General features: G+C 70.5%; 16 protein-coding genes. 10 read left to right on the forward strand and 6 right to left on the reverse strand.

Annotation, left to right across the window (positions count from 1 at the left end; translation table 11 throughout):
- Positions 1-12: 12 nt before the first annotated feature.
- Positions 13-771 carry an SDR family oxidoreductase gene (locus tag WFJ36_RS09840; RefSeq protein ID WP_292788128.1) on the reverse strand — a complete coding sequence of 253 codons (759 nt, stop codon included), beginning with the start codon at positions 769-771 and terminating at the stop codon, positions 13-15.
- Between the two features lie 355 nt (positions 772-1,126).
- Between WFJ36_RS09840 and WFJ36_RS09845 the strand changes: the two genes are divergently transcribed.
- Together WFJ36_RS09845 and WFJ36_RS09850 are read left to right on the forward strand one after the other, a co-directional pair.
- The gene (locus tag WFJ36_RS09845; RefSeq protein ID WP_292788126.1) at positions 1,127-2,542 is read left to right on the forward strand and encodes a hypothetical protein; all 1,416 of its coding nucleotides are present in this window, start codon (positions 1,127-1,129) and stop codon (positions 2,540-2,542) included.
- 137 nt (positions 2,543-2,679) lie between these two features.
- Entirely contained in the window at positions 2,680-3,066 is a 387-nt protein-coding gene (locus WFJ36_RS09850; protein ID WP_071327608.1) for an SgcJ/EcaC family oxidoreductase, read from the forward strand.
- Positions 3,067-3,138: 72 nt separating this feature from the next.
- Here WFJ36_RS09850 and WFJ36_RS09855 read toward each other — a convergent pair whose 3' ends face one another.
- Both WFJ36_RS09855 and WFJ36_RS09860 read right to left on the reverse strand, forming a co-directional pair.
- Positions 3,139-3,540 carry a VOC family protein gene (locus WFJ36_RS09855; protein WP_292788124.1) on the reverse strand — a complete coding sequence of 134 codons (402 nt, stop codon included), beginning with the start codon at positions 3,538-3,540 and terminating at the stop codon, positions 3,139-3,141.
- A gap of 31 nt (positions 3,541-3,571) precedes the next feature.
- Positions 3,572-4,354 (reverse strand): siderophore-interacting protein, encoded by a 783-nt coding sequence (locus WFJ36_RS09860; RefSeq protein WP_336643215.1) that lies wholly within the window; start codon positions 4,352-4,354, stop codon positions 3,572-3,574.
- Between the two features lie 100 nt (positions 4,355-4,454).
- Here WFJ36_RS09860 and WFJ36_RS09865 point away from each other — a divergent pair, with 100 nt between their 5' ends.
- The 4 genes from WFJ36_RS09865 to WFJ36_RS09880 are packed head-to-tail and all read left to right on the forward strand — an operon-like array spanning position 4,455 to position 8,274.
- A complete protein-coding gene (locus tag WFJ36_RS09865) occupies positions 4,455-5,450 on the forward strand; it encodes a siderophore ABC transporter substrate-binding protein (RefSeq protein ID WP_292788120.1) in 996 nt (331 codons plus the stop codon).
- Between the two features lie 49 nt (positions 5,451-5,499).
- Positions 5,500-6,486, forward strand: coding sequence for an ABC transporter permease (locus tag WFJ36_RS09870; protein WP_292788118.1), 987 nt, complete (start codon positions 5,500-5,502; stop codon positions 6,484-6,486).
- 7 nt (positions 6,487-6,493) lie between these two features.
- Entirely contained in the window at positions 6,494-7,522 is a 1,029-nt protein-coding gene (locus tag WFJ36_RS09875; RefSeq protein WP_292788148.1) for an iron chelate uptake ABC transporter family permease subunit, read from the forward strand.
- Entirely contained in the window at positions 7,519-8,274 is a 756-nt protein-coding gene (locus WFJ36_RS09880; RefSeq protein WP_071327603.1) for an iron ABC transporter ATP-binding protein, read from the forward strand. Before WFJ36_RS09875 ends, WFJ36_RS09880 begins: the two co-directional genes overlap by 4 nt.
- 6 nt (positions 8,275-8,280) lie before the next feature.
- Here WFJ36_RS09880 and WFJ36_RS09885 read toward each other — a convergent pair whose 3' ends face one another.
- The 3 genes from WFJ36_RS09885 to WFJ36_RS09895 are packed head-to-tail and all read right to left on the reverse strand — an operon-like array spanning position 8,281 to position 10,244.
- Positions 8,281-8,478, reverse strand: a complete 198-nt coding sequence (locus tag WFJ36_RS09885; RefSeq protein WP_025104487.1) for a hypothetical protein — start codon at positions 8,476-8,478, stop codon at positions 8,281-8,283.
- A 38-nt stretch (positions 8,479-8,516) separates the two neighbouring features.
- Positions 8,517-9,476: a DNA-3-methyladenine glycosylase family protein gene (locus WFJ36_RS09890; RefSeq protein WP_336643216.1), complete on the reverse strand. Its 960-nt coding sequence runs from the start codon at positions 9,474-9,476 to the stop codon at positions 8,517-8,519.
- 54 nt (positions 9,477-9,530) lie between these two features.
- A complete protein-coding gene (locus tag WFJ36_RS09895) occupies positions 9,531-10,244 on the reverse strand; it encodes a winged helix-turn-helix domain-containing protein (RefSeq protein ID WP_292788113.1) in 714 nt (237 codons plus the stop codon).
- 331 nt (positions 10,245-10,575) lie between these two features.
- Between WFJ36_RS09895 and WFJ36_RS09900 the strand changes: the two genes are divergently transcribed.
- The 4 genes from WFJ36_RS09900 to WFJ36_RS09915 all read left to right on the forward strand — a co-directional run bounded on the left by WFJ36_RS09900 (position 10,576) and on the right by WFJ36_RS09915 (position 15,836).
- Positions 10,576-10,884, forward strand: a complete 309-nt coding sequence (locus WFJ36_RS09900) for a GNAT family N-acetyltransferase (RefSeq protein ID WP_071327595.1) — start codon at positions 10,576-10,578, stop codon at positions 10,882-10,884.
- Positions 10,885-10,936: 52 nt separating this feature from the next.
- Positions 10,937-11,419 (forward strand): DIP1984 family protein, encoded by a 483-nt coding sequence (locus WFJ36_RS09905; protein ID WP_071327594.1) that lies wholly within the window; start codon positions 10,937-10,939, stop codon positions 11,417-11,419.
- 254 nt (positions 11,420-11,673) lie between these two features.
- On the forward strand, positions 11,674-12,843 hold the full coding sequence (locus WFJ36_RS09910; protein WP_292788109.1) for an exonuclease SbcCD subunit D: 1,170 nt from the start codon (positions 11,674-11,676) through the stop codon (positions 12,841-12,843).
- Positions 12,843-15,836, forward strand: a complete 2,994-nt coding sequence (locus WFJ36_RS09915; protein WP_336643217.1) for an SMC family ATPase — start codon at positions 12,843-12,845, stop codon at positions 15,834-15,836. The genes WFJ36_RS09910 and WFJ36_RS09915 overlap by 1 nt, the downstream gene beginning before the upstream one ends.
- Position 15,837 lies beyond the last annotated feature (1 nt).

Raw genomic sequence — 15,837 nt, forward strand, 5'->3', positions numbered from 1 at the left:
CCCCGCCCCACCTCAGTCTGCGCGCGCCGGCACCGCCTCGGCAAGCCAATCTGCGAACGTCTGGGTCCCGCGTACCGCGTCGGGTCCCGGCAGCGCCTTTCCCGCGCGCATCCCCGCCATCTGCGGACCGGGCACGTTCAGTGCCGGGATCCAGCCGCGGTACCCGATGCGTCGCGCGTACGCCCGCACCATGTCGGCGAGCTGCTCCTCGCGGGGGCCGGCGAGATCAGGCACGCGACCCCGCGCGTCCCCGGTCGCGAGCGTGACGAGCCGTTCGGCGACCTCGCGGGCCGCCACCGGCTGCGTGCGCGCACGCGGGGCGAGATGCAGCGGCCCCGCCTTCGCCCGAGCGAACATCTGCGCGGCGAACTCGTGGAACTGCGTGGCTCGGAGGATCGTCGAGGGGACGGCGGACGCGGAGACAAGCTTCTCCTGGGCCACCTTGCCCGCGTAGTAGTCGTAGGGGATGCGGTCGATGCCGACGATGGAGAGCAGGACGACGTGTCCCACGCCGGTGTCCGCGGCGGCGGCGAGGAGGTTCCCGGTGGCGGCCGTGAAGAACTCGATCGCCGTGCTCGCCTTCAGGGTCTCGACGCTCACGACATCGATCACGGCGTCGGCTCCGGCCAGCGCCGCTTCCAGCCCGCGCCCGCTGACCAGGTCGACGCCGTGCGAACGACTGAGCACGACGGCCTCATGACCGGCGCTCCGGACGGCCTCCACCGTGGGCGTGCCGACGACGCCGGTCCCTCCTGCGACGACGATCCTCATGCGTCGGTCCTCACTCCCGATCCAGCCCGAACGTGCGCTTCACGAGCGCCTGCACATCACGGTCGGACCCTTCGATGCGCGGTCATCTCGTTGCGTAGGCCGCCGATCTCGCTGCGCAAGACGCGGATGAACAGCATCGCCGATCATGGTCCAGATCTGCACACCGTCGATGGTCTCCATCCCCTCATCGTGGCACCGGATCCTTCAGCCGCGCTCAGATGCTCTTGCGTGACCGGTCAGGCGAGCGGAGAATTCTGGATAGCGTCTAACATGTTACCTCGCGCGTTGCAGGGGTCGTGGCGTGACGTGTCTCCGGGTCTTCCCCGAAGAGCAGAAGCCGATGAGAGGTCGTCACGTGAACACATCCCCTGCCGTTCCCTCCGCCAACGGCCCGACGGCGGACGGTTTCGTCGCGGGCTCCGGCACCCACCCGCACGACCGCGCAGTCGCCGCCGTGCGGAGACCGCGCATCGTGGGGGTCGACGTCGCCCGCGGCCTCGCTCTTGTCGGGATGTTCGGTGCCCATCTGGCGGTGGCGAGCGGGCCCGGGCTCACGCTCTTCGATCCTTCGAGCTGGCTCGATGTGGTCAACGGGCGCTCATCGATTCTGTTCGCGTTGCTAGCGGGCGTCTCGCTTGCCCTCATGACGGTGGGCATTCGCGATGCCACGGCGGACGAGCTCAGGAGGGTGCGTCTTCGGCTGGTAGGGCGAGGAGCGGCGATCTTCGTCGTCGGGCTCGGTGTCGAGCTGTTGGGGTCGGGCATCGCCGTGATCCTCAGCCTCTACGGCGTCCTGTACGTCCTCGCCGCGTTCACGGTGCATCTGCGCACGAAGACGCTCCTCATCGCCGGAGGGGGACTCATCGTGCTCGGTCCACCGCTGCTCGCCCTCGTCGGAACGCTCTCTCCGGATCTCTCCGGTCCCGGACTCGCTCTGGTGGTGTTCGGGACCTATCCGATTACCGTGTGGGCCGCGCTTCTCTGCGCGGGGCTCATCATCGGACGCCTCGATCTGACGCGGGTGCGGACGGGGCTCATGATGGTGGTCGGCGGCACGCTGCTCTGCCTCGGTGCGTACACCCTCGGCGCAATCCTCGCTCCACCGCAGGGAGATGCTTCCTCGTCGACTGCTCCCTCCTCATCCAGCGGCATGGTCCCGGGGGATGAGATCGATATCTCTGGCCTGACGTGCAACAAGAGCGACGGCATCGTCGCCTGTGTCGCACCCGAGCGGGTCTCTCTGTTCGGCGGAGCCGACTCGGAGGATTCCTACTTCGACTGGGTCGTCTCCCAGGATCCGCCGGCGGCGATGCTCAATGCGGTCACGGGTGTCTCGCCGCACTCCGGCGGTGTCCTCGAGATCGTGGGATCAGGCGGTTTCGCCGTCGCGGTACTCGGGCTCTGCCTCCTCGTCACCCGCTACGCTCGCTGGGCCGTGCTCCCGTTGGCCGCCTACGGTGCCGTACCTCTCACCGGTTACGTCGTCCAGGCGATCCTCATCCGTGCCGGCGCCTCGGCATGGCTGCCGAACCCCGTTCTCTCCTGGGTCGTGCTGTCGATCCTCATGATGATCGCAGCACTGATCTGGACCCGCACGGCGGGCAAGGGGCCGCTCGAACGGCTCGCCGCCCATGCGGCCGATGCCATGGCGCTGACCACGAAGCAGAAAGCTCAGCGCCGGCCAGGGCAGCGTTTCCCCTCCTTGACCTCGCAAGAAGAGTCGTCGTCGATCACACGAGGGGCGTGTGCCCCCGCAGAAGAGGAGGAATGATGTCGATATCACCGGGACCGCGCATGATGGCGGTCGGCGCAATCGCCGCTATTGCCGGCATGTTGGTCGCAGGCTGCACGGCGGCGCCTCCGCCCTCCCCGAAGACGACTCCCACCCCCGCATGCAGCGCGTCGCCCGTGACGCTGTTCTCGGAGTTCACGGAAGCCTTCAACGCGCACGACGCGGCGCAGCTCGCAGACCTGTTCACGGAAGACGCCAACTTCGTCAACATCTTCGGGCAGTTTATGCCCGGCCGAGACGGCATCGAGTCCGGTCACGCCGACGCCTTCGACAGCCGGATCGCCGTCGCCGACCTGAATCTGGACAAGGTGAAAGTCGTCGACGTCGACTCGGAGGTCGTCGTGATGTACGGGTTCTGGACGCTGAAGCAGCCCGACGGAGCCGACGCCGCCCTGAGCGTGCCGGACGGATCGGGCATCCTCACCGGGGTCGCGGAATGCGCCGGACGGGAATGGCGATTCGCGGCCGTCTCCAACACCCGGGTCACGCCGGCTCCGAGCTGAATCTCAGGCCCGTGGACGGGCTCGGACAGGATGATCATGAAGTGAGGCCCAGGCGGCGACACGCCCCGGGCGTCAAGCGTCCTTCGGCGGGTTGTACATGAACTCCAGCCGGATGCCGTCGGCGTCCTCGACGAAGGAGGCGTAATACCGCTCGCTGTACCGCGGGTACTCCTTCGGCTCGCGCACCGCGGTCCATCCGGCGTCGAGGGCGAGGTCGTGGAGTCGGTCGACCTCCGCCCGCGACGGCACCGCGAAAGCCATGTGCTGCCAGCCGACGCGCCCGTGCCGGTGGGGCGCGGAATCGTCGTCCCACGTGTAGAGGATGATCTCGGTCTCCTCGCCGGTGTGCCAGGAGATCGAGTGATCGTCCTCGCCGCCGAGCTCATAGCCGAGCGCGGTGAGCACGGGATGGAACTGCGCGCGCCCGCGTTCGAGGTCGGCGACGGTGATGCCCAGGTGATCGAGGAGAGCCATGCGCCCAGTCTGTCAGCGCAGCACCTCCGTGTCAGTGCGGAGCGTGGTACTCGGCTTCGCCACGCTTCCAGTAGCCCTTCACGACGGCGTTCGCGCTGTCCACGTCCCAGCGCCCGAGCAGGGCCCGGCCGGGCTTCACGATGGACTGCTCGGCGGCGATGAAGACGAACGGGTCGTCTCCCACGACGTCGTCTGCGGTCAGCGCGTCGAGGAAGGCGATCAGCGCGGAGCCGGCCGGCGCGTCGCCGCGATGCAGCCACTCGACCGGCACCGGAGCGTCGATCTCGACCTCGCGACCCGCCGACACCGTCTCGATGACGATGCGTGCGGGGGTGCCCTCGGGGATGAGGGCGGCGAAGCGGCGGATCGCGGGGATGGCGGTCTCGTCGCCGAGGAGGAGCCAGGATCCCGGCTCTCCGGTGAGGACGGCGGCGCCGCGCGGCCCGCCGACGCCGATGGTCGACCCGAGCGGGGCGTTCGCGGCCCACGGGGCGGCCACGCCCTGATCGCCGTGCACGGCGAACTCGACGTCGAGCCAGTCGTCACCCCAGGCGAGGGGCGTGTACTCGCGGCTCGGGGCGGCGCGCAGCTCCTCCACCGAGTCCACGGGGCCGCTCGGAAAGAAGAGCCGCATGTGGTCGTCGGAGCCGGGGGAGTCGAAGCCGGCGAGGTCGGGCCCGGACAGGCGGACGCGCACGAAATCCGGAGCGAGCCACTCGCGGGCGCTCAGCGTGACGTTGCGGAAGCGCAGCTCGAGGCCGCGCAGCTCGAGGCCGCGACGCTCGATCGAGAAACCGGATTTCGTATCGCTCATAAAGTAAGGCTAACCTAAAAACCGACGCGGTCGGCTCGCCCGCCCGTCGGACCGGCGCTCCACGAGAGCGCACACATCCCCGCAGAACAGGAGTCTCTCCATGTCCGTGCCCAGAATCCTCACCGCCACGAGCGTCGCTCTCGTCGGCCTGCTCGCCCTCTCCGGCTGCGCGTCCGGCGGCGAAGCCGAACCCGACGAGACGACGGCGGGATCGCGGACCGTGACCATCGAGGACAACACCGGCACGCACGAGATCACCACGCCGCCGACCTCGGTCGTCGCTCTGGACAACCGGACGTTCCAGACCCTCTCCGACTGGGGCATCGAGCTCTCCGCCGGTGCCGTCTCCCTGATGCCGGAGACCGTCTCCTACGCGAAGGACGAGGACGTCGTCGACATCGGCCTGCACACGGAACCCGACCTCGAGGCGATCGTGGCAGCCGACCCCGACCTCATCATCAGCGGGCAGCGGTTCACGCAGCACAACGAGGCCATCGCGGAGCTCGTCCCTGACGCCACGATCATCGACCTGGAGCCCCGGGACGGCGAGCCGTTCGACGAGGAGCTCAAGCGGCAGACCACCGTCCTCGGCGAGATCTTCGGCACGCAGGACGAGGCCCAGAAGCTCGTCGAGGAGTTCGACGCCGCGGTGGACCGTGCGAAGGCCGCCTACGACGACGCCGACACCGTCATGGCGGTGAACACCTCGGGCGGGCAGATCGGCTACCTCGCCCCGACCGTCGGCCGCTCCCTGGGCCCGATCTACGACATGCTGGGCCTCACGCCCGCACTGCAGGTCGACGACGCGAGCGACGACCACCAGGGCGACGAGATCTCGGTCGAGGCCATCGCCGCCTCGAACCCCGACTGGATCCTCGTGCTCGACCGCGACGCCGTGTTCGCGGCGGAGACGCCGGACTACGTGCAGGCGGCGGAGATCATCGAGAACTCCGAGGCGCTCACCGGCGTCACCGCGGTGAAGGACGACCAGATCGTCTACATGCCCACGGACACCTACCTCAACGAGAGCATCCAGACGTACACGACGTTCCTCAACGACCTCGCCGACGCGCTCGAGAAGAGCGCCGACAAGTAAGGGCTGTGCGGCGGCGTCCCGACCGGGGCGCCGCCGCCGGCATCCCCCCATGACCTCTCCTCTCCTCACAGCGACACCGCGATCGTCCGTACGGCTGTTCGATCCGAAGCTGCTCGTCGGCGTCCTCGTCGTGGCGGCACTCCTGGTGATCTCGCTCTTCACCGGCGTGTACGACATCGCGGGCGCGGACGACGGCGCGCAGATGTTCCAGATCACCCGCGTTCCCCGCACGATCGCGCTCGTGCTCGCCGGCGCGGCGATGGCGATGGCCGGCCTCGTGATGCAGCTGCTCACGCAGAACCGCTTTGTGGAGCCGACCACCACCGGGACCACGGAGTGGGCCGGACTCGGGCTCCTCACCGTGATGGTGCTCGTGCCGCAGCCCTCCCTTCCGCTGCGCATGGCCGGGGCCGTGCTCGCCGCGTTCGTCGGCACGATAGTGTTCTTCGCGTTCCTCCGGCGGGTGGCGTTGAAGTCGTCGCTCATCGTGCCCATCGTCGGCATCATGCTGGGCGCGGTGGTCGGCGCGATCACGACCTACTTCGCCCTCGTCACGAACTCGCTGCAGATCATCGGCGTCTGGTTCGCAGGCAGCTTCACCTCGGTCATGCGCGGCCAGTACGAGATGCTGTGGATCGTCGCGATCATCGGCGTCGTCGTCTTCCTCGTGGCCGACCGGCTGACGATCGCCGGGCTGGGGGAGGAGATCGCCACCAACGTCGGGGTGAACTACAACCGGATGATCCTGCTCGGCACCGCGCTGATCGCGGTGACGACCGGCGTGGTGACCGTGGTCGTCGGCAACCTCCCCTTCCTGGGGCTCATCGTCCCGAACATCGTCTCGATGGTCCGTGGTGACGACCTGCGCAGCAACCTGCCGTGGGTGTGTCTGCTCGGCATCGCGATCGTCACCGTCTGCGACATCATCGGCCGGACGATCATCATGCCGTTCGAGGTGCCGGTGTCGCTGATCCTCGGTGTCGTCGGCGCGGTCGTGTTCGTGCTCCTCCTCCTGCGGCAGCGTCGTCGTGGCTGAGCAGACGATGACGGCGACCGGGGCCCCGCGGACGACGCGGTCGGCCGGGGCGTTCACGACTCCGCGGGCGCGCCGCCGCTACATCGTCGTGCTGGTGGTGCTCGGCGTGATCACCCTCGGTTCCGCCTTCGGTCTCCTCGCCTGGGACAACCCTCTCCCCATCGGCACCCCCGGCTTCTGGCGCATCGCGCAGCACCGCGCGACCGCGGTGGTCGTGATGGCCCTCGTCGCGGTCGCCCAGGCCGTCGCCACGGTCAGCTTCCAGACGGTCACGAACAACCGGATCATCACTCCCTCGATCATGGGCTTCGAGTCGTTGTACCGCGTCGTCCAGACCACGACCGTGTACCTCTTCGGCGTCGCAGGGCTGGTGGCGATCCAGGGGGTCGGCCAGTTCGCGCTTCAGGTGCTCATCATGGTCGGGCTCGCCGTCGTCCTCTACGGGTGGCTGCTCTCGGGCCGGTACGGCAACCTCCAGATCATGCTGCTCGTGGGCATCGTGATCGGAGGAGGTCTCGGGGCGATCGCCACCTTCATGCAGCGGCTGCTCACCCCCAGCGAGTTCGATGTGCTCGCCGCCCGGCTGTTCGGCAACGTCTCCAACGCCGATCCCTCGTACCTCCCGCTCGCGATCCCGCTCGTGATCGCGGCCTCGACCCTCCTGTGGCTGCGGTCTCGCCGGTTGAACGTCCTCGCGCTCGGCCCCGATGCCGCGCGGTCGCTGGGGCTCGACCACCGCCGGGAGCAGTTCCTCGTCCTGACGCTCGTCGCCGTGCTGATGGCCACCTCCACCGCCCTGGTCGGGCCGATGACCTTCCTCGGCTTCCTCGTGGCGACGCTCGCCTACCAGTTCGCCGACACGCACGACCATCGGCTGATCTTCCCCGTCGCCGTCCTCACCGCGTTCTCGATCCTGGCGGGGGCGTACTTCGTCATGAAGAACGTCTTTTACGCGCAGGGCATGGTCTCGATCCTCATCGAGATCGTGGGCGGCACCGTGTTCCTCATCGTCATCCTCCGAAAGGGCAGACTGTGATCGCACTCGACGGCGTCCGCCGTGACTACAGCAGCGAGGTGGCGATCGGCCCCGTCGACCTCCGTATCCCGACCGGCGGGATCACGGCCCTCATCGGGCCGAACGGTGCCGGCAAATCGACGCTCCTGACCATGATCGGCCGGCTGAACGGGATGGACGCCGGAGCCATCGAGATCGCGGGGCTCGACGTCGCCTCGACGAAGTCGAAGGATCTGGCCAAGGTGGTCTCGATCCTCCGCCAGGAGAACCACTTCGTGACCAGGCTCACGGTGCGGCAGCTCGTGGGTTTCGGCCGCTTCCCGCACTCCCAGGGCCGGTTGACGAGGGCCGACGAGGAGGTCATCAGCCAGGCGATCGACTTCCTCGATCTGGGGGCGCTCGAGGGGCGCTACCTCGACGAGCTCTCCGGCGGGCAGCGGCAGCGGGCCTACGTGGCCATGGTCCTCGCGCAGGACACGGAGTTCGTGCTGCTGGACGAGCCCCTCAACAACCTCGACATGCGGCACGCCGTGCAGATGATGAAGCACCTGCGGCGCGCGGCAGAAGAGCTGGGGCGGACGATCGTCATCGTGCTGCACGATATCAATTTCGCCGGACACTACGCCGACCACATCTGCGCCATGAAGGACGGCCGGGTGGTGGAGTTCGGCACCCCGGCCGAGATCATGACGGACGACGTGCTGAGCCGCGTGTTCGACACCCCGGTGCAGGTCGTGGAGGGACCTTCCGGCCCCCTCGCCGTCTACTACTGACGGGCGTCAGAGCTCGACGCCATGGTCCTCGTCGTTCACGCCCGCGTTGTGACCGCGGCGGGACTCGTAGCCGAGAAACCAGCCGAACCACACGATCGCGGCGAGCAGCACGCCCAGCCAGACGTTCTGGAAGATGAGGCCGAGGACGACACCGGCGATCAGCAGGCCGACCGTGACGAAGATGCGCAGGGCGGTACGGGACATGCGCTCAGCATACGTCGGCCGCTGCGGGAACGGGCTGGTCAGCGTCGGCGGTGGTCTTCCGGGGCGAGCCGGGGTCCGCGCCGCGCCTCGGCGACGCCGCTCGCGAAGATGAGCCGGATGACGCGCTGCCGGTGGCCGGCCCAGGGTGCGAGCAGTTCGACCATGCCGGCATCGTCCGTGCGGTGCCCGGTCAGGGCATGCCCGACCTCGTGCGCCAGATGGTAATCGCCCACGCTGACGGCATCGGGGTCGCCCAGCGCGCGGATCCGGGTCTCCGCGGCGGTCCAGACCCCGACTCCGGGCAGGCTCGTGAGCACGCGGTCACGGTCAGCGCCGGTCGTGGCCGCTCGGACGGCAGCGGCGATGCGATCGCCGCGCTCTGCGGCCCGCACGATGGTCTTCGACTGCGGCGGCTCCACGCCGGCGCGATGCCATGCCCAGGACGGGATGCGTCGCCACTGCGCCGCCGTGGGAGCGACGGCCATCGGTCGCGGCGTCGGCCCCGGTGCCGGGTCGCCGTAGCGCGAGACGAGGTACCTCCAGGCGCCGAAGGCCTGCATGGAGGTGACCTTCTGCTCGAGGATGCCGCAGGCCAGGGCATCGAAGACCTCGTCCGTGCGCGCGAGCCGGATGCCGGGGTGTCGCCGGGCTGCCTCGGCGATGAGGGGGTGCAGGGAGGGATCGAAGCCGGTCGGGTCGTCGCCGGCGCCGCACAGCGTCGGCACGAGGGCGAGGGCGTGCTCGGCGCCCGGACCCCAGGCGGTCGCCTTGACCTCGTTCCCCGACATCCGCAGCGCCAATGTCGACGGACCCTGTGGCGTGCGGACCGCGCGCCAGATGACGGGGCCGTCGAAGACCGTCGTCGGATCGGTGCCGCCGCGACGCAGCATGCCGACGGTGCGCCGGAGATCGAGCGGGTGCGGCGGGCGGTACGTCGTCTCCCGCGGGACATCCGCGCGGACGGCGTCCGCCGTCGCGGGGGCGGCGGCGAGGGTCATGCGCCCACCCTACGCGCGACTCCTGACACAGGCCTCCGGGCTGAGCAGAGCGGGTCAGAAGCGGTCGGGCGACGGGGTTCCGTGGCCGTAGCGGATGACGACATCGGCATGACGGTCGAAGCGGTAGCCGATGCCGCGCACGGTACGGACGATGTCCTCGTAGCGGCCGAGCTTCGCCCGCAGTCGCCGCACGTGCACATCGATCGTGCGCTCGCCCGGGGTCTCGTCGTCCTGGGCCTGCCACAGGGCGGCGACGAGTTCGCTGCGCTCGATCGTGCGCCCCTCGCGGAGGACGAGGTACTGCAGCAGCTCGAACTCCTTGTAGGTGAAGGCGGCGGACTCGCCGTCGATGAGCACGCGCTTGCGGGAGATGTCGACGGTGACGCCGGACTCCTCGGGCGTGGTCTCCTCCTCGGCGGCGGCCTTGGTGCGGGCGATCGCGCCGGGCTCCTGCAGGGCGAGACGCACGACGTCCAGGTCTCGGCCGCCGGAGCCGTGCGGGGCGAGGGCGACGGTGGCGTGGGTCTCGGCGCCGGGCGCGAGCTCGGCCAGCGTGCGGCGGAGGGCGTCGACGAGCAGCGGAAGGCTCACACCGGCTTCGGCGGCCTTGATCTCGTCCAGGCCGACGTAGAGGGCGAAGCCGCGGGGCGAGCGGACGGCGGGGAGGTCGGCGCCGGCCGGGGCCAGCGGAGCCGACGACTCGGCGGGTCGGACGGTGCGGTTCAGGGCGGTGACGGCGGGACGCTCGAGAAGGGCGGAGTTCGACATGATGATGGGTCCTCAGGACGTGAGCCCGATGGGAGGGGGCTCGGATGCGTTGCACGAATGACCGGCGGAGCCGGGGAAGCGAGCACGGGTGTGTGCTCGGGACGCTGCTCTCGCAGATGGCGAGGAGTCAGGTCAGGCGAGGTGGCTGTTCGTTCAGCGACACATTCGGCAACACATGTCAACGCGACCGGGCATCATCATCCCGGCAGTCCCGTTCGCCTCCTGGGCGGACAAAGGGCGTGCGTTGATGGTCATGGGGGGGATTATGTCCGATCGTGACGGGACATGTCAAAACGCCCGGGCGCGTCGCAAGAGGCGTAACGTGACACGGATGACGATCTCGCACACCGTCGGCGGCTTCATCCTGACCGACGAGAAGGACGCATCGCGGTACACCCTCACGCGCGACGGGAAGCTCGTCAGCGTGCTCGACTACCGGGACGACGGCCAAACGGTCGCGCTCACCCGGGCCTATACGGTCCCGGCATTCCGCGGAAACGGGTATGCCGGGAAGGTTGTCGAGGGGGCCGTGGCCGACATCGCGGAGCGCGGCGACCGCAAGGTGGACGCCGTCTGCTGGTACGTGGCGGAGTGGTTCGCCGCGCACCCCGAGCAGTCGGGCCTTCTCCGCACGCGCTGACCTTCGGCCTGTATGACGAACTGTTACGGCCGCCGCCTGCGAGGATGAGGGCATGAGACTCGCCGAAGCCCTCGCCGCCCGCGCCGACCTGCAGCGCCGCATCGAGCAGCTGCGGGCGCGCATCGTCGCGAACGCCCGGTATCAGGAGGGTGAGGAGCCCGCCGAGGATGCGGCGGCGCTGATCGAAGAGGCGGAGGGCGCGTTGACCCGGCTGCAGAGCCTGATCCGACGCATCAACGCGACGAACGCCCGCCTCGACCTCGGCGCGGACGGGACGATGACCGATGCGCTCGCCGCGCGGGACGTGCTGCGCCTGCGCCATGCCGTGCTCACGGACGCGGCGGCCGCGGCCTCGGGGGCGAGCGAGCAGTACCTGCGCCAGATGCGCTCGGAGCTGCGGCAGGTGTCGGCGCTGCCCGTCGCCGCGCTGCGTGCGCGGGCGGATGCGGTCGCCCAGGAGCTCCGAGAGCTCGACAACCGGATCCAGCAGGCGAACTGGTCGCACGACCTCGAGGAGGAGAGCGGAAGTCGGTAGTCGCGGCGGAGCGGGCACAACCCTCAGCCGGCGGGGCAAGCCGGCCCCTGTGGGCGGAGGGCAGCCCTGATCTCGCATCGCGCAGCCCCGCACGCCGCACAGGTGAAGGTGCACAGCGCATCTCGCATCACCACGTGCCGGTCGCCGCGACGAGGGTGGGTCAGGGGACCTTCCGCTTCCTCCTCGTGCCTCGGGAGACGGCGCTCCCGGCACGCCTCGGAGGGAATGTCCGAGGGTCTTCGTACCGTGGGGGTATGCGGATCCTGCACACCTCGGACTGGCACATCGGCCGGACGTTCCATGGCAACTCGACCATGGATGCGCTGGCCGAGGTGCTCGCCGCCCTGACCGCGCAGGTCAGGGAGCACGAGGTCGACGTCGTGATCGTCGCGGGCGACGTGTTCGACTCCGCCACGCCCTCGGCCGCCGCGTACACGCTGCTGGGCGACGCCCTCGTCGGTCTCCACGAGACGGGTGCGCGGGTGGTCGTCACCAGCGGGAACCACGATTCGGCCGCGCGGCTGGGGTTCCAGGCCCGGCTGCTGCGCGACGGCATCCACGTGCTCACCGACCCCCTCGCGGTCGGTACCCCCGTCACGATCGACGACGCCCACGGTCCGGTGCACTTCTTCGGGATTCCGTATCTGGAGCCCGCGATCGTCCGTCAGCATTGGCCGGAGGGTGACGCCGAGGGTCGGCAGCTGCGCACGCAGGCGCAGACCATGACGCACGCTATGACCCTCGTCCGCGCAGGCATGCAGAAGCACGCAGGCCGTGCGGTCGCGATCGCCCACTGCTTCGCTGCGGGAGTGGAGCCGACGGAGGGTCTGGAGCGCGAGGTGCGACAGGGCGGTCTCGACGTCGTGCCGCTCCGGGCGTTCGACGGCCCCGACTACGTCGCACTAGGTCATATCCACGGTCGTCAGCAGGTGAGCGAGCGGGTGCGATACGCCGGCGCTCCGCTGCACTACAGCTTCGGCGAGCAGCAGAAGCCGCGCGGCTCCTGGCTCGTCGACCTCGACGCCGACGGACTCGCGGGCGTCGAGTGGCTGGAGCTGCCGGTTCCGCGGCGCCTGGTCACTCTGACCGGCACCTTTGAAGGAATCCTCTCCGCAGAGAACATCGCCGCGCACGCCGACGCCTGGGTGTGCGCCGTCTACACCGACGCCGTACCGCAGACCGAGCCCATGCGTCGGCTCCGCGAGGCGTACCCGCACTGCGCCATGGTGCTCCATCAGCCCGCGGTGGTCGCGGGCATGCAGGAGCGCTCGTACGGTGAGCGGCTGCGCTCCGCGGTGACCGATGCCGACCGGATCGAGGCGTTCCTCGAGCACGTGCGGGCCGGCCACGGAGCCACCGAGGTCGAACGCGAGCTGATCCGTGAGGTGCTCGACGACCGGGTCCGCGCGGAAGCCCTCGTCTAGTGCGGCTGCATCGACTGGAGGTCGAGGGGTTCGGCCCCTTCCGTGCCCGGCAGACCGTGGACTTCGACGCCTTCGCCGACGACGGGATCTTCCTCATCGCCGGCCGCACGGGAGCGGGGAAGTCGAGCATCCTCGATGCGGTCTGCTTCGGGCTGTACGGCGGGGTGCCGCGGTACGACGGCGGGGAGAAGAGGCTCCGCAGCGACCACAGCGAACCGGACGACCCCTCCGAGGTCGTCGTCGAGTTCAGCACGCCGTCCGGCCGCTACCGGGTCACGCGGTCCCCCGAGTACCTCCGGCCGGCCCGGCGGGGAGGAGGCCTGACCAAGCAGGCGGCGGCGGTCTCCCTGGAGGAGCTCACGGACGATGGCTGGGTCGGACGCGCGGCGCGGGCGGTCGACGTGGCGCACGAGCTCGATGACATCCTCCAGCTCAGCCGCGAGCAGTTCCTGCAGGTGATCCTGCTGGCCCAGAACCGGTTTTCGGAGTTCCTGCTCGCAGGCAGCAGGGACCGGCAGGCGCTGCTGCGCCGGCTCTTCGGCACCGAGCGTTTCGAAGACGTGCAGGCCCGGTTCGACGAGCGGCGGCGCCACGCCGAGCAGAGTCTCGGGGCGCGTCTCGCCACGGTGTCCGCCCGGCTGGACGAGGCCGAGCGCCTCGTGGCGGATGCCGACCTCGGGCGCGATGCCGGCGACGCCGACGGCGAGGTCGGACCGGAGGTGCCGGGGGGGAGCGTCACGACGGCCGATCGCCTGGCCGAGCTGGAACGGGCGCAGGCTCGCGCTGCGTACCGGGCGGAACGGCGCGCTGCCGAGCGCCAGGAGGCGGAGAAGCGGTTCGAGGCCGCCGATGCTGTTCTGGCCGCCGCACGGGAGGATCAGCGTGCCCAGAGCGAGCGGGACCGTGCCCGTGCGACGATGGCGCGCCTGGACGCCGAGGAGGAAGCCATCGCCGAGGCGAAGGCGGAGCTCGCCAGGGCGCGGGCGGCCGAGGTGCTGCGGTCCTCGATCACCGCGGCCGACCGTGCCGGGACGGCGGCTGATGACGCGGTGGCTGCGGAGAAGCGCGCACGGGCGGACTGGGATCAGCTCGGTGTCGAGACCGACGACCTCGATGCGTGGATCGCCGACCGGACACGGGCATCCGGGGTCTGGGAGCGCGCCGTCGCGCTGGAGGCCGAGACGCCGCGCCGCGCCGCCGAGCGCGTCACCGCAGAAGAGGCCGTCGCCGCCGCCGAGCGCCGGTGCGCCGACGGCGAGGCGGAGCGCGCGGCGCTGCCCGGACGGATCGCCGCCGTCACCGCGGAGCGGGACGACGCCCGTCGGCTCGGCGACCGGCTCCCCGCCATGGAGAGCGCGCGCGTCGCTGCCGAGCTCCGCCGGGAGGCGGCGGAAGAGGCGGCACGTCTGCAGCAGGAGTGCGCCGCGGCCGACCGGGTCCTCGCCGAGGCGACGTCCGCGCAGGCCGCCGCGCAGTCGGCTCTGGCCGATCTGCGTCAGCGCCGGATCGACGGCATGGCCGGCGAGCTGGCGTCCGCTCTGATCGAGGATCACCCCTGCCCGGTGTGCGGGGCGCGGGAGCATCCGACGCCGGCAGACCACAGCGCCGCGGTCTCCGTGGAGGATATCGCGGCTGCGGAGACCCGGAGGGACGAGGCGGCGCGCCGCGAGCAGCAGGCGAGCTCGACCTGCACGTCGCTGCAGGTCGAGCTCGCTGCGGCTCTGGCGCGCGCGGACGGACGAGACGTCGAGACGGCGAAGGCCGAGCTCGATGCCGCCGTGGCCGCCGAGAAGGAGGCGCTCGCCGCGGCCGAGGCAGCGGGGCTGCGCGACGGCGAGCTCGTCGAACTCGGCGCCCAGCAGAGCGCGCTCGAGGAGCGGCGCGTCCAGGACGAGGCGGCCCTCGCCGAAGCCCGCGAGCAGCTCGCCCTGGTCGTCCAGCGCGACGAGGCCGCCCGTACGGCGATCGACGAGGCGCGAGGGAGCTACGCGTCGGTGGCTGAGCGCCTGACGGAGGCCACCACCCACCTCGCCGTTGCACGCCGCCTCCTCGACGCCGAAGCCGAACGGGCGCGGAGGCAGCAGGCGGCCGCGGAGGCGGCTGCCGAGAGGGATGCCGCCCTCGACGCCTCCGAGTTCTCTGACGTCGAGGCCGCCACCGCGGCGCTGCGTCCGCCGGCGGTGCAGACGGAGCTGGACGAGCGGGTGACGACGCACGCGGTGCAGCGCGAGAAGGAGCGCGCCCTCCTCTTCGACCTCGAGCTGCGGACGCTGCCCGAGGAGCCCATCGACCTCGCGCCGGTCGAGCAGGCCGCCCGCGAGGCCAGGGCGGCGTGGTCGACGGCCGTCGACGAGGCCACCAGGGCGGCGGGCGACGCGGTGCGGCTGGCCGGCCTCATCGACGCCGCGAAGGACGAGCACGCCCGCACGGCGGAGGATGCCGCGGAGTTCGAGGTGCTCCAGGCTCTCGCGGACACGATCGCCGGACGCGGAGCGAACACCCGCAAGATGACGTTGGAGACCTTCGTGCTGGCGGCGGAGCTCGAGGAGATCGTCGACGCCGCGAACCGCCGGCTCCACGACATGTCCGAAGGACGCTACCGTCTGCAGCACTCCGATGCGCTGGCTGCGCGCGGTGCCGCCTCCGGACTGGGCATCGTGGTCGCCGACGCCTTCACCGGGCAGACCCGTCCGCCGCAGTCCCTCTCGGGCGGCGAGACCTTCCTCACCTCCCTCGCGCTCGCCCTCGGCCTGGCCGAGGTCGTGACGGCCCGCGCCGGAGGCATCCGCCTGGACACGCTCTTCATCGACGAGGGTTTCGGTTCCCTCGACGGCGACACGCTCGATGTTGCGATGCGCACGCTCGACGAGCTGCGACAGGGCGGCCGCACGGTCGGCGTCATCAGCCACGTCGAGGCCATGCAGGAGCAGATCCCCGCGCAGCTCACGGTCCGTGCGCTGCCGAACGGACCGAGCGTCATCGAGACGCGCTGAG

The sequence above is a fragment of the Microbacterium sp. MMO-113 genome, assembly GCF_037148555.1.
Classification (GTDB): Bacteria; Actinomycetota; Actinomycetes; order Actinomycetales; family Microbacteriaceae; genus Microbacterium.

Coding starts and splice junctions, on each gene's coding strand:
- WFJ36_RS09840 (WP_292788128.1), bottom strand. CDS start 771: ATGAGGATCGTCGTCGCAGGAGGGACCGGCGTCGTCGGCACGCCCACG.
- WFJ36_RS09855 (WP_292788124.1), bottom strand. CDS start 3,540: ATGGCTCTCCTCGATCACCTGGGCATCACCGTCGCCGACCTCGAACGC.
- WFJ36_RS09860 (WP_336643215.1), bottom strand. CDS start 4,354: ATGAGCGATACGAAATCCGGTTTCTCGATCGAGCGTCGCGGCCTCGAG.
- WFJ36_RS09865 (WP_292788120.1), top strand. CDS start 4,455: ATGTCCGTGCCCAGAATCCTCACCGCCACGAGCGTCGCTCTCGTCGGC.
- WFJ36_RS09870 (WP_292788118.1), top strand. CDS start 5,500: ATGACCTCTCCTCTCCTCACAGCGACACCGCGATCGTCCGTACGGCTG.
- WFJ36_RS09875 (WP_292788148.1), top strand. CDS start 6,494: ATGACGGCGACCGGGGCCCCGCGGACGACGCGGTCGGCCGGGGCGTTC.
- WFJ36_RS09885 (WP_025104487.1), bottom strand. CDS start 8,478: ATGTCCCGTACCGCCCTGCGCATCTTCGTCACGGTCGGCCTGCTGATC.
- WFJ36_RS09890 (WP_336643216.1), bottom strand. CDS start 9,476: ATGACCCTCGCCGCCGCCCCCGCGACGGCGGACGCCGTCCGCGCGGAT.
- WFJ36_RS09895 (WP_292788113.1), bottom strand. CDS start 10,244: ATGTCGAACTCCGCCCTTCTCGAGCGTCCCGCCGTCACCGCCCTGAAC.
- WFJ36_RS09900 (WP_071327595.1), top strand. CDS start 10,576: ATGACGATCTCGCACACCGTCGGCGGCTTCATCCTGACCGACGAGAAG.
- WFJ36_RS09905 (WP_071327594.1), top strand. CDS start 10,937: ATGAGACTCGCCGAAGCCCTCGCCGCCCGCGCCGACCTGCAGCGCCGC.
- WFJ36_RS09910 (WP_292788109.1), top strand. CDS start 11,674: ATGCGGATCCTGCACACCTCGGACTGGCACATCGGCCGGACGTTCCAT.